We start from the raw sequence: 14,994 nt of genomic DNA, 5'->3' as shown, positions 1-14,994 counted from the left end.
GGGGATCTGGCCGACGAACTGAGGGTGCGCGACATTGCCCTCGGTCTGGCCGAGTTGCACACCGACGCCCGCGCCCTGCTCGACCGGGCCGGCATCATCGAGAGAATCGGGCCAAGCATGATCTTCGAGGGCATGGAGGACGCGCTCGACGCCTACGAGGCCAAGTACGGGCGGAACCAGCCACCCAACGCCGTCGAGATCAAGCCAGGTAAGCATTTTTGAAACAGGAGGGAAAAATGGGAAAACGTGACGGCAAGAAGAAGAAGGGCAAGGACAAAAGCCATAGCGAAATAGCTGCCGACGCAGCCGTTTCTGAGGAACAATCATCCTCCGGCTACGCCAACGAACTCGCCCGACTGCAGGAAGAGATCGCGCACCTGCAGGCCTGGGTGAAAAAGAGCGGCGCCCGCATCGTCATCGTCTTCGAAGGACGCGATGCCGCTGGCAAGGGCGGCGTGATCAGGCGGCTGACCGAGCGCGTCAGCCCCCGTGTCTTCCGGGTCACGGCCCTGCCCGCCCCCACGGAGCGGGAAAAATCGCAGATCTACATGCAACGCTACATTCAACACCTGCCGGCGGCCGGCGAAGTGGTGATCTTCGACCGGTCCTGGTACAACCGCCCGGGCGTGGAACGCGTCATGGGCTTCTGCTCGGATGACAGCGCGCGGCGTTTCCTCGAACTCGCACCGCGCTTCGAAGCGGCAATGGTCGAAAGCGGCATCGTCCTGCTGAAATACTTCCTCGATGTCAGCGAAAAGGAACAGGAGCGCCGGTTCCGCCAGCGCATCGCCGACCCGTTGCGCCAGTGGAAGCTCAGCCCCATGGATGTCGAATCCTATCAGCGCTGGTGGGACTACACCCGGGCCTATAACGAGATGATCCGCATGACGGACACGGAGTATGCGCCTTGGTGGATCGTACCGTCAGACGACAAGAAGCGGGCGCGGATCAATTGCATCTCGCATATTCTCGCCTCGATCCCCTATGAGCGCGTGAAGTTTTCCGAACCGGACCTCGGCAAGCGCCAGAAGCGACCGGACGGCTTCGCAGACGACGATCACGTTCGCAGAACCGTACCTGACGTCTTCTAAGGCTGATAAGCCCGCGCCTTCTGGCGCGGGCTTACAGAAACGGTTGAGCGTTCCCTGATAGTAGGAATGCGGAACCACCGATGCCGGCGCGTCATTCGACACCGGGTATGGTCGCGCCTAGGCCTTGTCCGGAGCCCAGTTCAGGAAGAACCCGACATCGCCGGGCACACCGCCCGGAAAGTTGATGATCATCGCCTTCAGCTTATAGCCCTGCGGCTTGCCGTATGTCTGATAGCGATCGAAAAATTCCTTCGCCTTGCCCTGCAGGGTCTGCGGCCAATCGCGGTCAGCACTGTTGATGGCGCGTCCGCTATCCGTGCAAAGCTCGGAGGGGAAGCTATAGACCAACGCCTCGAATTTACCGGCCTTGACGGCGTTTGTGACAAGGCGGCGGACGATACCAATTTCCTCTTCCGTCACATGTTCTTTGAGAAAATCAGCGGCAAAGTCGGCATGCTTCTGTTCTTCGAGGGCTTTCAGCCGCCGCTCCTTGTCCATCTCCTCCATTTCGCGCTGGAGCATCTGCTTTCTCAGATCCTGGGCGCTTAAGGGTTTTGCGGTCGGGTCTAGATCTTTTTTCTCAGGCATCGTGTCGATCCACTTCAAGCAAATGGGAACACTGTGGCGGGGCACACGCTTGCCGTGCGCCGTATGCCAAAGACGTCCCGCAGGTACATCCAAGGGAACCCGATCGGCATACCAATCCGGGGACGAAGCATTTTCGAATTCGACCCACTGCCTGTCCGAGGGACCTCTATTTATTGATCTTTCTTACCACCAAACGGAATAGCCGATGTGGGCTAATCCCCACCAAGCTATCCTAAAATACCACAACCGCAAGATTATAATTCCGTCACTATGTGCGCTTTGGACCCCCGTGGACTTCACTTCGGTAGCGCCCTGCGCCCCCAGGAAAAACCGGCCTTGGAATTGCTCCTACAGTGCGCGTCACCCGAGCGAAATCGCCGGCGCCCGCGGTCTCCATTCGGCTCGCGAACTTCACCTTGTCCCCCAACAAGTCGCAGATGAGATTTAGAGTCCCCTAATATCTGTTGACTGAATCGCGCGCTATGCGAGGCTGTATGTTCTTGGTTGTCACGCTTTGCAGGAATTCTTCATGTTTTTGGTCCGCAGCGATCTCGACGAGGCCATCAAGCGATGGCGCGACATCATCTTGACGTCCTTGCCGTGGGACCGCCTTGGCGGCTACGTCGCATTGCGCAAGCATGATTTGACGATCGAACTTCACGACATCGACAAGGATACTGATCTCCTGATCTTTGTGACCGACGGTGAAGCGCTGGCCGAACGATTCCGTTTAGCTTACCCGTTCGTTGTGACATACGGAGGTAATCCCGGTTACCCGCTGGAATATCTGGTTTGGATTTCATTTCACATGCAAGCGAACTTCGAACGGTTGGGTGTCCTCGAGGTGAGCGCGACATACGAGGACGAAGATGGTGGCATCGAAAGCATGTCTGCCGTGGCTATGGGTTTCTCACGGCAGACCGACCTTGAAGACTTTATGACCTGGTTTGATGGCAAGGACTTGAGCCAGGACCCCCTGTTCGGTTACGAGGTTTATGTCGCCGAGGTCAGAAGCCCCTCACCCTCGTCCCTGAGCGATTGTTCCGCGGTAGTTTGAACAGGTTGGTACCTCCGAAACAAACGTCGCGCGACATCATCTTGCCGTTGAGCGATTCGTATTTCGTGTGCTAGCGCCGTGCCGGCCATGCCAAGGACTTAAGCCGAGACGCCTTGTTTGGGCGTATCCGTCGTGCCAGGTGCCGAAAAGCTTCGGAAGTCAGTCGCGCTGCTCACCCGTGTCATCCGTTCGCATCTGGCGCAGCATGCTTCGCCCCGCAACAAACATCTCGATAAGAAATGCCACAAGCGATCCGATTAGCGACAGGATTGCACCGCCAAAAAACCAGAAGAGATTCTCTTCACGGAACCCGAACTGGAGTGCACCAGCAAGCAGATTGAGGATAGCCCAACCGGTGCAGATCGCGGCAAATGTGCCAAGGGCGACTGCTATCTCCAAGGCCAACGTTCGCCGTCGCAGATAATCCAGTTGCGTCCGTCGCACCTCGCCCCTTTCGCCTTTCTCCTGTATCGCATTGAGCCTCTCCGACACCCTGCCAAGCCGGATCTCATAGACGCCGACGAAACCGGCTGTGCCAGCAAGTAGGAAAACAGGCGCCAGCGCGGTTTGCACAATAGAGGCAAGATCGTTGACGATTGCTGGAGGTTCCATGTGCGGTCCTCAAGTTGGTCGGATAGCGTCTTTCTGATCTATAGCGGCCCTCTCGTTAGGCAATCAAAAGCTCCGATTTGCACCGGCAAACCGGCATCAACCTTCGCGATCACGGCAAGGCGGCCGACGCTGCGTCGTTGCATTTTCTGATCCTCCCAAGCGCTGGCGACTTGTCGTGACATCGCCGCACAACAGAGGCATCGGCACGAGGGTGCCTTTAAGACGAACTGCTGATCGCAGCCTCACACGCCTCAACGAATATTTTGTAACGAGACAATTTCCTGTTTTCCCCGCTGTGGCTCTCGTCTAGAGTTCGTATCGCGCTTGCGCTCGCTTCAGGGTGGTGCGCAGTTGGGGACGCAGCATGGATGACAGGAATGCGTGTCAACTAGCCCACAGTGCCGTCACTGAATGTGAGGCGCGTGCTGCACTTGACCGTATGCTGGCCGATCGTGACTTCCATGCGACCGAGCGTCACCGGAAACTCCTGCAGTACCTCATCGATGAATTCTTCGCGGGCCGCTCCGGGCGGGTCAAAGCCTATACCATCGCGATAGATGTTTTCGGACGGCCAACCTCCTTCGATCCGGCAACCGATCCAATTGTGCGTGTCGAGGTCTCGCGACTGCGCGCAGCGCTGGCGCAATATCACGAAACCGTTGGCGAGAAAGTGAAGCTCCGCATCGAGCTGCCAAAGGGCAACTACGTTCCGCATTTCGCGGCCCGCGACCGCCCTCCGATCCCTTCGAAAATCGTAATCACTCCCGCGGAGATGAGCCGCAAGCCCGAGGAACAGATAGCGATCCCGTCCTTAGTCCAGCCGAAGCGCCGTCGCTTCACTTTGGTCGCGGGCGCTGTCGCAGGAGCCGCAGCAATGGCCGGAGCGATCTATCTCTCCGTCATCGAGCGTTTCCCATGGCAACCGGTGCTTTCTGCCAAGCCGACAATCGTCATCGCCGTTCCGGCCGCAAGCGGAGCCGACGGCGAGGAGCAGAGGAACGCGACCGACTACCTGGTTCACGCGCTGTCGCATTTCTCCGCGGTGCGCACGCTGACGCAGATACCGGCGGCCGGCGTTGACGGATCATCGCAGGGCGGCAAGGAATACCGCGTTTCAATCGCTTACGGCGTTTCCCCGAACGAGCATCGGGTTACGTGGCAGGTGGTCGATCCACAGACCCATGAGGCGCTGAGAGCGGGCACGGCTAAGGCCGCAGTTGACAGCGATGACGCACGCGCCGTTCAGGAAAAACTGCTGGCGCGGCTCGCCCGCTCGCTTGCAGGTGAGGAGGGTGTCATTGTCAGTCTGGAGGCCGCGGGGCAGCTCGTGACGCCGTCGCTCGGATACGGCTGCGTGCTCCTAGCCTATGTCTCCCTGGCGCGGATCGACCCGGAAGGCCTGGCTTCGGCACATACCTGCCTGGAACGGTCGGCAACCTATCAGGCGGTCGATGCCCATGTGCTTGCGAGCCTGGCCATGGTGCTGGTGGCGACCGGTGAGGCAAGCGCCTCGCCGACGGCGGCGGCGCGGGCGATGGAGCTCGCGGATAAGGCCGTGGCTCTCGCACCGCAATCAAGCCAAAGCTATGTCGCCCAGATGCAGGCACGCTTCGTCACCGGCGACATGGAGGCTGCGTTCCTGTCCGGTCGCCGCGCCGCCGCACTCAATCCGCTCGACGATGCCATTCCGGCTCGGCTCGGCCTGCTGCTCTTCGTCAGTGGCGACTACTCGGAGGGCGTGCGTTTCGCACGGGTGGCAGAAGTAGGCTGCAAGTATCTGCACCACGACGCGGCACTAACCCTGGCGCTGGAAGACTACCGAAACGGCAAGTATCGCGAAGCGCTAACACGCGCGCGCCAACTCGCCAATCCCGCCGATACCGTGGTCAACATCTTACGCATGGCAGCGGTTGGTCAACTCGGGCCGACACGAGAGACCAGTACTGCCGTCGATGAACTACGTTGGAACAAGAGTGGTATGCCTCGATCGGTCGAGAGCGAGCTTGCCGCGCGTGGTTATGCGCCGGACCTGATCACGCTGCTCGTCGACGGTCTTGGCAAGGCCGGCATTCGCCAGTCTGCCGTGACCTCTAATGCGAGGAGCTAAACTCCATATGATGATGAGAGACGCCGTTCTTTTGAACAGGTCCGGTCGACAATGGGCATCAGGGAAAGCCCTGCTTCAGAATTTTATTCTGGCGCCTCCAAGAACAGCGAAGCTATCCTGGAGATCAGCAGTCTCCTGATCCAGGGAGTAGGTCCGAGCCCCGAGGTATAGTTCCGTCTGCAGGTAGTCGAGATTCTGGACAACCTGCGCCCCGAAGGAATCGCTCTTGCTACCCCTGCCCGCGATGTCCTTGCCGAAATAGGCGTCGACCGAAAACGCTGTCTTGCCGACTTCGAAAATATCGGCCTGATAGCCGACCTTCACGTAGCCATAGTGCCCATCGACCGTTTCCTTATCCGATAAGCCCGCTGCAAGGGTGAGGCTGAGGCCGGTATCCAGATGCAACACGGAAACGGACGCGTCGTAGATCGAATTGCTGTCGCCGGGCCTTGAAAAGGCGACTGCGGCACCGACCTTGAAGGCATCGTAGGTCTCGTCATATCGGACCGCCATATCCCAGACGGTGACATCGGTTTCCTCCGGGACGACCTGCGTGCCGACCGACGTCGCAAAACTGAAACCGCCGAACGAAGGAGTGTCGTACCGGACGCGGAACTTGCGGCTGAGGCCGTCATAGTTGGTGAACGCGTCCTTGACACGGACCGTCGACAGCGTGCCGTCATCGTTGCGGAAAAACGGCCCCCCGGCCATGTCGGATATCAGCGAATAGCCGACTACGGTGGTCCCAGACAGGTCGACCTCAGCCGTCGCATCCGAGGCCATGCTGCCCTGGCCGAACCAGAATTTGCCGTAGTCCTTCGAGTCGAGATAGATTTCCGCCTTGCGTAGCAGGTCGGTCCCCCAATCGAAGTGATCCTCGTTCAACTGGTTCACGTTGGTGGTCGAGTAGGGGTTCCATTCCCATTCGAGATTGGCGCCGAACGACCAGCCTTTTTCCATGAGAGTGTAGATGCGAAAGCCCGCGCGCGAGGACGAATTACCGTTGTCGACCGGAAAGTAATTTTCCGTTGTCCCGCCGTCATCGTAGACCAGCAGGCCCTTGTTGATCTGGCCGTAGAATTCGAAATAGGCATTGTCGTCGCCGAGCCGCAGCTTCGGAATCCAATGTTCCGGCGCCTTGCTGACCTCCGCAGGCTGCGCCGCAGGTTTTGACGGTTCCTGCGCCGCCGCCGATCCTGCGGTTGCCAGTGCCGCGATGAGAAGCACGGGCGGAGCGATGTATAGTGTCTGTCGCATCTAAGGCACCTTTCAGGTCAACGCCAGGTGGCATTGTCGATTCGCAGTCAGTATTTTCCTTTTTACTGTGTAAGTCTGTTGCAAAAATGTAACCGTGCAGAAGTGTTGCCGCCAACTGATGGAATCTGCCGTCCTTCATCCTGCAACGATACCGACGATCACAGTCCCCCAGGTCGTGAGCAGAATGTGCCCGATGGGGACCGCGGGCGTGTAGCCAAGGACTGCAACCGTGCTCCCGGACCTGTCCTGGACGGCTGCCATGCCGGCTGTCATCGTCTGTGCCCCGGCCAGCCCGCCCAGGAGCAGGATGGGGTTCATTCCAAGCACGTAGCGCCCGAAGTATAGGCCGACAATCATCGGAACCGTGGTGACGATCATGCCGCCGAAAAGAAGCCCGATCCCTGCCTCGGCGATTGCCGATGCAAAGACAGGCCCGGCATGAAGACCCGTCATAGCGACAAAGGCGGCAAGCCCCAGCGAGGTCATGAGTGATACCGCAGCATCCGGTATTCGGCCGAAAAGCGGGAAGCGCGTGCGCAGATGCCCCACGACCAACCCGGCGAGCAGCGTGCCCACGCTGGTGCTGAGCGAAATCCGCATGTCCCCGATGGGAAACGTGACGAGAACGCCGACAAGCCCACCAAGGAAAATCGCAAGACCGAGGACCAGGAAGTCGGTCGCCGCCGGCGGGGCGACCACGACGCCAATACGCTTGGCGGCGCTCGAGACGACGGCCTCCGGCCCGACCAGGCGCAGGATATCGCCGCGTTCGACGGTGATCCCTGGAGCGATTGGAATATCCTGACTCCCACGCGTAATGGTGCGCAGATAAAGGCTGCGCGTCCAACTTTCCGTGGCTAGATCAGCGATGCTTCGACCCTTGAGATCAGGGCTTGTCAGCAACACATCACAAATCGATACCGGGACATCGAGCAGTTCGCGGTCCTCGATCTCTTCGGCGCGCGGCCCAAGGACACTCACCAACGCTTCCCTCGTCCCGGAAACAGCAACGATATCACCGGGCTCGATCACGACATCCGGGGCGGCCTCGATGATTGTGCCGGCCCGGCGCAGGCGCTGAATGAAAAGTCTGTGTTCCGGAAACGCCGCCTCAGCGGTGACTATCGACAGGCCGGCGGCCGGTGCGCCAGCCGCAATCTGGTAGGCGCGAATCTCGAACCTGTGCCAGGCGGAGGAGACCCCAGCCGCCTTGCGGGTGATGCCGTATTCCTTCTCCAGCTTCAGCGCCTCGGCCACGAGGTCGATGCCAAGCAACCAGGGGCCGACGACGCTGCAGAATAGAATGACGCCAACCGCGCCGAAGACGTAGCAGACCGCGTCAGCCACAGCGATGTGCGCCACGAACCGCGCGCGGTCGGCCTCGGGCAGCGGTAGCGCATTGATCGCTTCCGTTGCAGTGCCCATCGCCGGGCTTTCGGTGAGCGAACCGGACAAAAGCCCGGCTGCAAAACCGGGATCCAGTCCAAGGAGTTTGGCAATGACGACGGACATGAGCAGCCCGGTGACACAGACGACGACCGCGAGCAGAACGGGCTTCATTCCGTCCCGCTTCAATGCCTGCAGGAACTGTGGCCCGACCGAGTAGCCGATGCCAAAGAGGAACAAAAGGAACAGGAACGATTTTGCCATGCCGGCAACCGGGACGTCGGCGAACTGCCCGATCAGGATGCCGGCAAACAGTGAGCCGGTAACCGGTCCGAGACTGAAGCCACCCAACTTGAGACCACCGATCAGATATCCGATGCTGATCGCAAGGAACACCGCAAGCTCGGGATACTTGATCAGGAATTGCTCGACCCAAATCATCACCAGACTCGTTCCCCCTCGCCCAGATCCGAGGCTTTGACGCGTTCACTGCCGCCCCAAGCCCTCATGCAAAATCGGTACGCTCCAACGAACTGCAGCGACAAACGGGGTGTCAGTCACCCCGTCGAAAAGCTCCGGCTGCATGCGCTACTCCCCAGAAAGCGCAAGGCCATCATGCGGATAAAATCACGTCGGAGCGACTCCACATCGCAGCCGCTACCGTGCTTTTGACTGACGCTTCGCTTTCGCGGCGACAGCATCGGGCTTGACCAGCTTCAGTCCGCGCGCCTTCTCGTAGCCATGGATCTCTTTCACATCCAGTTTGCGCATGAAGTCGATCGTCTCCTGCGTCAGCACTTGCCCCGGCACCATGATCGGGAACCCGGGAGGATAGGGAATGACGAAATTGGCGGAGACCATTTCCGGACCTTCCTTCAGCCTCTTGTCGCACTCGGCTCCAATCAGCGGCACGTATTCGCAAACCGAAGCATCATAGGCGTGGAAGAAGGCGGCACGCATATCGCCCTCCGGCGTCGTCCGGCCCGCATCGCCGCGGTAAACCTCATGGAAGTGACTGAAATTGGGAAGGTCGGGCACATCCGTCATCAGCGACTTTACGCGCGCGGCAAAAGCAGCACGCTCGTCCTCTCCACCGTCGGCGAGCCGCTTTTCGATACCATGGCAGATTTCCACCAGAACGCGAACGAGGTGCGCAATATCGCTGCGGGTATTGTTGATGTTGGATTGCAACAGCACACTGTTGCGCGACGTTTTGTTCAGCTGGATATCATACTCGTTCGCCAGCAGCCCCTTGAACTGCGTCCCGTCGAAACCAGCCGTTCCGCATACCAGCGTCATACGCGTGGGATCGAGATAGAACTCGTCCTCCTTCATCGCCTTGACGGCCGTGGCCCAGGTAGAGCCAGGCGCCAGGTAATCCTTAAACCCTGACTGGCGATACTCTGCCGGGATCATCTGATCGGCGCCAAGGACGTGGAAGTATTTCGAGATCAGAGGGTGCTCGTTGATCGCCCGGCGGATCTTCAGCGCGATCTCGATCGCGTTCATCACCAGCCCATAGCCGTCGAGTTCCATCTGCCTGCGTGCAACATCGAGACTGGCGATCAACTGCTGGTTCGGGCTGGTCGAGGCATGGGTGAAAACCGCCTCGTGGAACTGAGCTTCGACATCGTGAAAATCCACATCCTTGACCAGCAGCATAGAGCCCTGGCGGATTGCTGACATGGATTTATGCGTGGAGTTGGTCTGGTAGACCCGCAGGCGGACAAGGCGCGGATCCGGGATCAGGCGAGCGGCAAGCAGCGCTTCGTCGGACGGATTCTTGCCAAGGTCGGCGCGCTGCTTTTCATAGGCGCTGACAGAGGCCGGATCGCGCAGCCATTCTTCGATATCGGCCGCCGCGCCCATTGCCGTGCGCGGTCGAAGGAATGGCGAAAACCGGGCAAATCCGGACCAAGCCTCATCCCAGAGGAAGATAAGGTCGGGCTTGATGGCGAGGCATTCCTCCATCACCCGTCTGACGTTGTACATGTGGCCGTCGAACGTACAGTTGGTGAGGTCAAGCAGTTTGAGACGTTCGAGGCGACCTTCGGCCTTCAGCGCCAGCAGCGCGCGCTTGATGGTCGCAAGCGGCACGGCGCCATACATCGAATACTCAGTCATCGGGAACGCTTCGACATAATATGGCTGCGCACCCGTTAGCACCATGCCGTAGTGGTGCGACTTATGGCAGTTACGGTCGACCACCGCGATATCGCCTGGTGCCAGAAGCGCCTGCACAGCCATCTTGTTGGAGGTGGACGTGCCATTGGTTACGAAGAAGACGTGGTCTGCGCCGAAGGCACGGGCCGCCAATTCCTGCGACCTCTTGATGGTGCCAGTTGGTTCCAACAGGCTATCGAGGCCACCGGTGGTCGCGCTACTTTCCGCCAGGAACAGGTTGAGCCCGTAGAATTCCCCCATGTCACGGATCCAGTCCGACTTGAAGACGGATTTACCGCGGGCGATGGGCAAAGCATGAAACGTGCCGATTGGCCTGCGCGCATACTTCTTCAGATTATCGAAAAACGGGGTTTCGTAGCGCTCCTGCACGCCTTCAAGGATGGCGAGATGCAGTTCCAGCGGCTCCTCAACCGCGTAGAACACGCGCCGGATGGCATCGGCCGTCGGGTCGCCAGCAATTTTCTCGACCTCGCGGTCGGAAAGCAAATACACGTCGAGCTCTGGTCGGATATGCTTCAATCCGCGCGCCAGGCGCAGCGCCGACATGTCCGGCCCCTCGGTTTCGCCAAGCGGATCAAGCACCGAGCGAAGCACAGGCGCGTCATGGCGCGAGCGGTACGGAAATCCTTCGGCGAGAACGACAGCTATGATGTCGGGGTTCAATGCGGCTGCGCAGAATGCATCCTCGAACGAACCTACCAGAACGGGCTCGTAGATGAAACCATCCTCGGGCCGGCGCAACCGGCGGATCTCTGCTGCGAAGGCGTCCCATCGGGAGGCCGGCTGGCTGTTGACGAACAGAACTTCGAAATAGGGCCGGCGCCCGCCCGCCTCACCGGTTCCGGGCGGCATAATGTCGGTCACCTCGGTCGCAGACATCTCGTCGTGGACGTCCCATTCGCTCGGGCGGCCTCGATAGGAATGGGTAAGCAACCCGTTGGAGATTCGTCGCGCAAGCTTTGCTGCACCGCCGGCATCATCGGTGGCAATGCGCTCTACCAGCGCCGAAAGCAACCGCCCCCCCGGGTAGGCGTGGTACTCCTCAGCAGCCCTTACCGCTGCAATCGCCGCCTCCAGCGCAGCCCGATCGCTACGTTTGGCGGCCCAGGCGTCCGCGAGTGTCGTGATCTCGCGCCAATTGTCCGCACGTCCCGAATGGATGAGCAGAAACTGATCAACGTGTGCGGTCTTGTTCGGCATAACACGCTCCCAATGCTGTTCCGAAAGGCTGCCCGCTACCACCAGTCCGCGGTTCTGACTCTGAGGCAGCGATAATTCAGGTTGCAGAAACCGCGCTCGGCATTCCATCCATGGAGTGATCCACGACGCCGCGAAATCGGCCGCCTAGGTCATCATCATCACAAGAACCATGCCCCAGATCGTCAGCAGGGTGTTGCCGACGGCATAAGTCACGGTGTAGCCGAGCCCGGGAATCTGGCTCTTGGCCCGATCGTTGATCATGCCCAACGAGGCAGTCGTCGTACGCGCGCCGGAGCAGCACCCCAGAAGAATGGCGGGATGGAATCGGAACACGTATTTCCCAACATACATTGCCAGCACCAATGGCACCGTCGTTGCGAATATCCCCCAAAGGAACAGGCTGAAACCAAGCTGCTGCAAGCCGGCGACAAAGCCCGGGCCTGATGATATGCCGACCACGGCAATGAAGACGTTGAGGCCTACCGAATTCATGAACCAGACTGTCGATGTCGGTATGCGCCCGAATTTCGGCCGCACGGAGCGCAGCCAACCGAAGAAGAGTCCGGAGATCAACGCTCCCCCTGAGGTGGACAATGTAAACGGCACATCTCCGACCTTGTAGACGAGTGCACCGATCAAGCCGCCGATGGCGATTGCAGCGCCGATGAAGGCGACATCGGCAACATCACTCGGTCGGTCGGCCACACCCAGTGCTTTGGCGGCAGCTGCGGTGTCCTGTGTTCGCCCGACGATCGTCAGGATATCGCCGCGATGGATCTGCGTGTTCGGAAGGATCGGAATTTCCGTCGCCGTGGCACCGCGGGCGATCCGGCGCAGGAATACGCCGCGGGACGTTGGCCATTGTGCCAGTTCCGCCAGCGTCTTACCGTTCGCCTCCTTGGTCGTGACAAGGACGTCGACCCCTTCGACCGGCACGGCCAGCAATTCGCGGTCGTCGACTTCCTCTGCCGCTTGACCAATCACACTGACCAGCACTTCGCGCCGCCCGGCCACGGCAACGACGTCGCCTGCCTGGATTACTGTGTCCGCTGTAGCATCCTCGATCTTCCCCCCGCGACGAACACGTTCAATGAAAATCCGCTGCTCAGGGATCATCGATTCGGCTTCACGTGCGGTCTTGCCGACGACCGGGCCGCCCTCGCGGACGCGGTAGGCCCGCAGTTCGTAGTGGTGCCAAGCGGTTCCAGCGCCCCCCGCTTCCTTCTTGCCACCTTGCTCCGCCTCGTAGCGTTTGCATTCGGCCTCCAAGTCGATACGCATGAGTGCAGGACCGATCAGCGCCAGTACGATCGCCGATCCGATCGTGCCGAAAATATAGGTGACGGCGTAAGCGACCGGCATGGCGTCCAGAAGACGTTTGGTTTCTTCCGGCGCCAACCCAAGACGATTGATGGCATCCGTTCCTAATCCCATCGACGCTGAGATAGTCTGCGAACCCGCATAGAGCCCCAACGCGGAACCCACATCATAACCGGCTATCTTGGCAGCGATATAGGGCGCTCCGAGGCAAAAGACGCACACAACCACAGCGAACAACGCTTGCGGCAGGCCATCCTTCGCGATGCCCCGAACGAATTGCGGCCCGACGCCATAACCGATCGCAAACAGGAACATCAGAAAGAACGTGGCCTTGAGCGGTGGCGAAATGGTGATCCCGAGTTGACCGATGATGACGGCAGCGATCAGCGTCGCAGTCACTGCACCGAGGCCAAGGCCTTTGTAGGTGAATGAACCGAAGTAGTATCCAAGCGCCAATGAGAGAAAGATTGCAATTTCGGGATAAGTACGAAGCGTGTTTACGAACCAGTCAACCATGATGCCTTCCCCATTACTTCGCCGACGCCATCTGCCTCGAGGTGTCTTCTCGGACGAATAATAAGCGTGATGATGCCCAGCGTCCCTGACGGAAGCAACAACATTGACGCAAATCACCTCAATGTAACTGTTACGTATCTTCCATAGCGCAGCGCTTGGGCCATAATTCGAACCGAACTGAATATTGCAGATGTACTCGCCTTCGTTCTGCCACCGGTAATGAAAGCAGAGGGCAGTTTAATTTCGTGAAGGGGATCAGTACCCCCTCTGTGCTTGGAGGTAATCCATGGTCCGGAAGATGATTATTGCGCTCGGCAGCGCAATGACGATACTGGTTTCAACGCCCATCACGGCCGTCATGGCCCAGCAGACGGCCAGTGCGCCGGCCGCTGAGCAGCAGACGGCGCCGGAACCACTCAGCGACGACGAGCTCGAAGTTCTGGTCGCGCGCATCGCGCTCTATCCGGACGAGCTGGTGGCGCTTATTTCCGCTGCCGCGCTCTATCCGCTGCAGATCGTCGAGGCGGAGCGGTTCCTGGAGGCCCGCGAGAAGAAACCCGACATGAAACCAAAGGACGATTGGGACGGCAGCGTCATTTCGCTGCTCAACTATCCCCAGATCGTCAAGATGATGAGCGAAGATCTCGAGTGGACGCAGTCTTTCGGCGACGCGATCGCCAATCAGCAGAAGGATGTGCTGATCGCGATACAGCAGCTGCGTGACGAGGCCGTCGCCAAGAATATCATCAAGACCGATGACAAGGTGAAGGTGGTCCAGGAAGGCGACAACGTCATCATTCAGGCAGCCAACCCCGAAACGATCTACGTGCCGCAGTATCCGCCGGAGATGCTGTACGAGCCGAATTATGCACCGGCGCCGATCGGCTACTATGAAGAACCCTATCCGGCCTATTGGTATCCGGGGGCGGCCTTCTTCGCCGGCGCGGTGACTGGGGCGGCCTTCGCGGCGATCGTCGACTGGGACGATTGGGGCGTCTGGGGCGGCCGCTGGAACGGCGGCGACATGGACATCGACTGCAACAACTGCTTCAACAACATCAACGGCAAGGTGAAGTGGAACGACATCGACTGGAAGAATGTCGATCGCAGCAAGATCAACTTCGACCGCGACCAGCTTCAGCATTTCGACCGCAACAGCATCAAGAACAACATCAAGGCAAACGGCAACAACAACCTGCGCAACCGCGCCGCCGAGATCAACCGCGATCGGCCGAACGCGCGGCCCGGCGGTGGTGGCGGTGGTCAGATCCGGGACGTGCGCAAGAGCACGCTCGATGGGCTGAAGGCCCAGCAGAGGCCGGCAGCCCGACCAGGTGGGGCCGGTGGCGGGCAGGCGATCGCAAAAGCGCGGGCTGGAGACGGTAAGCCGAGCCTCAACCGTCCAGCGGGCAAAAAGCCCTCTCAGGTCAACCGTCAGGGCGGCAAGAAGAAGATGGCCGCCAAGGCACAGAACCGGTCGAGAAATCCATCGGGCCTCGGCAACGTCAATCCCGGGCGGCGCGAAATCAACTCGTCGCGTCGTGGCGGTCAGAGCATGGGCGGTGGCCACCGCGGCGGCGGGCGGCCACAGATGAGCCGCGGCGGCGGCAGACCACCGATGCACCGTGGCGGCGGTGGTCGCGGCGGCGGCGGTGGACGCAGACGTTGAACGGATC

10 protein-coding genes and 1 pseudogene are annotated in these 14,994 nt (G+C 59.8%); 5 read left to right on the top strand and 6 right to left on the bottom strand.

Going from position 1 to position 14,994, the window contains the following annotated elements; translation table 11 throughout:
- Nucleotides 1–222: pseudogene (locus AC3WWH_RS10605) on the top strand (hypothetical protein); the annotation flags it as partial.
- A gap of 14 nt (nt 223–236) precedes the next feature.
- The gene (gene ppk2 / locus AC3WWH_RS10600; protein ID WP_492376979.1) at nt 237–1,091 is read left to right on the top strand and encodes a polyphosphate kinase 2; all 855 of its coding nucleotides are present in this window, start codon (nt 237–239) and stop codon (nt 1,089–1,091) included.
- Between the two features lie 117 nt (nt 1,092–1,208).
- Here ppk2 and AC3WWH_RS10595 read toward each other — a convergent pair whose 3' ends face one another.
- Complete coding sequence (locus AC3WWH_RS10595) at nt 1,209–1,679, bottom strand: hypothetical protein (RefSeq protein ID WP_057252140.1); 471 nt, start codon at nt 1,677–1,679, stop codon at nt 1,209–1,211.
- A 529-nt stretch (nt 1,680–2,208) separates the two neighbouring features.
- On the opposite strand from AC3WWH_RS10595, the gene AC3WWH_RS10590 reads away from it, so the two are divergent.
- Nucleotides 2,209–2,736 (top strand): hypothetical protein, encoded by a 528-nt coding sequence (locus AC3WWH_RS10590; protein ID WP_058325384.1) that lies wholly within the window; start codon nt 2,209–2,211, stop codon nt 2,734–2,736.
- A gap of 159 nt (nt 2,737–2,895) precedes the next feature.
- Here AC3WWH_RS10590 and AC3WWH_RS10585 read toward each other — a convergent pair whose 3' ends face one another.
- A complete protein-coding gene (locus AC3WWH_RS10585) occupies nt 2,896–3,348 on the bottom strand; it encodes a DUF2721 domain-containing protein (protein ID WP_058325383.1) in 453 nt (150 codons plus the stop codon).
- Nucleotides 3,349–3,787: 439 nt separating this feature from the next.
- Here AC3WWH_RS10585 and AC3WWH_RS10580 point away from each other — a divergent pair, with 439 nt between their 5' ends.
- Complete coding sequence (locus AC3WWH_RS10580) at nt 3,788–5,455, top strand: tetratricopeptide repeat protein (protein ID WP_113399396.1); 1,668 nt, start codon at nt 3,788–3,790, stop codon at nt 5,453–5,455.
- A 75-nt stretch (nt 5,456–5,530) separates the two neighbouring features.
- Here AC3WWH_RS10580 and AC3WWH_RS10575 read toward each other — a convergent pair whose 3' ends face one another.
- The 4 genes from AC3WWH_RS10575 to aspT (AC3WWH_RS10560) form a co-directional block, all read right to left on the bottom strand.
- Nucleotides 5,531–6,712 carry a porin gene (locus AC3WWH_RS10575; protein WP_058325381.1) on the bottom strand — a complete coding sequence of 394 codons (1,182 nt, stop codon included), beginning with the start codon at nt 6,710–6,712 and terminating at the stop codon, nt 5,531–5,533.
- Between the two features lie 135 nt (nt 6,713–6,847).
- A complete protein-coding gene (aspT, locus tag AC3WWH_RS10570; protein ID WP_058325380.1) occupies nt 6,848–8,539 on the bottom strand; it encodes an aspartate-alanine antiporter in 1,692 nt (563 codons plus the stop codon).
- A 216-nt stretch (nt 8,540–8,755) separates the two neighbouring features.
- Nucleotides 8,756–11,482: an aminotransferase class I/II-fold pyridoxal phosphate-dependent enzyme gene (locus AC3WWH_RS10565; RefSeq protein ID WP_058325379.1), complete on the bottom strand. Its 2,727-nt coding sequence runs from the start codon at nt 11,480–11,482 to the stop codon at nt 8,756–8,758.
- A 144-nt stretch (nt 11,483–11,626) separates the two neighbouring features.
- Nucleotides 11,627–13,318 carry an aspartate-alanine antiporter gene (gene aspT, locus AC3WWH_RS10560; protein ID WP_058325378.1) on the bottom strand — a complete coding sequence of 564 codons (1,692 nt, stop codon included), beginning with the start codon at nt 13,316–13,318 and terminating at the stop codon, nt 11,627–11,629.
- Nucleotides 13,319–13,604: 286 nt separating this feature from the next.
- Between aspT (AC3WWH_RS10560) and AC3WWH_RS10555 the strand changes: the two genes are divergently transcribed.
- Nucleotides 13,605–14,987, top strand: a complete 1,383-nt coding sequence (locus tag AC3WWH_RS10555) for a DUF3300 domain-containing protein (RefSeq protein WP_492376978.1) — start codon at nt 13,605–13,607, stop codon at nt 14,985–14,987.
- The last annotated feature ends 7 nt before the right edge of the window (nt 14,988–14,994 follow it).

It is taken from the genome of Ensifer sp. EB106-03-01-XG145 (assembly GCF_058792075.1).
The sequence above is the reverse complement of the archived record's forward strand: the minus strand, read 5'-3'. Positions and strand labels throughout refer to the sequence as shown.

Coding starts and splice junctions, on each gene's coding strand:
- ppk2 (WP_492376979.1), top strand. CDS start 237: ATGGGAAAACGTGACGGCAAGAAGAAGAAGGGCAAGGACAAAAGCCAT.
- AC3WWH_RS10595 (WP_057252140.1), bottom strand. CDS start 1,679: ATGCCTGAGAAAAAAGATCTAGACCCGACCGCAAAACCCTTAAGCGCC.
- AC3WWH_RS10590 (WP_058325384.1), top strand. CDS start 2,209: ATGTTTTTGGTCCGCAGCGATCTCGACGAGGCCATCAAGCGATGGCGC.
- AC3WWH_RS10585 (WP_058325383.1), bottom strand. CDS start 3,348: ATGGAACCTCCAGCAATCGTCAACGATCTTGCCTCTATTGTGCAAACC.
- AC3WWH_RS10580 (WP_113399396.1), top strand. CDS start 3,788: ATGCTGGCCGATCGTGACTTCCATGCGACCGAGCGTCACCGGAAACTC.
- AC3WWH_RS10575 (WP_058325381.1), bottom strand. CDS start 6,712: ATGCGACAGACACTATACATCGCTCCGCCCGTGCTTCTCATCGCGGCA.
- aspT (WP_058325380.1), bottom strand. CDS start 8,539: ATGATTTGGGTCGAGCAATTCCTGATCAAGTATCCCGAGCTTGCGGTG.
- AC3WWH_RS10565 (WP_058325379.1), bottom strand. CDS start 11,482: ATGCCGAACAAGACCGCACACGTTGATCAGTTTCTGCTCATCCATTCG.
- aspT (WP_058325378.1), bottom strand. CDS start 13,318: ATGGTTGACTGGTTCGTAAACACGCTTCGTACTTATCCCGAAATTGCA.
- AC3WWH_RS10555 (WP_492376978.1), top strand. CDS start 13,605: ATGGTCCGGAAGATGATTATTGCGCTCGGCAGCGCAATGACGATACTG.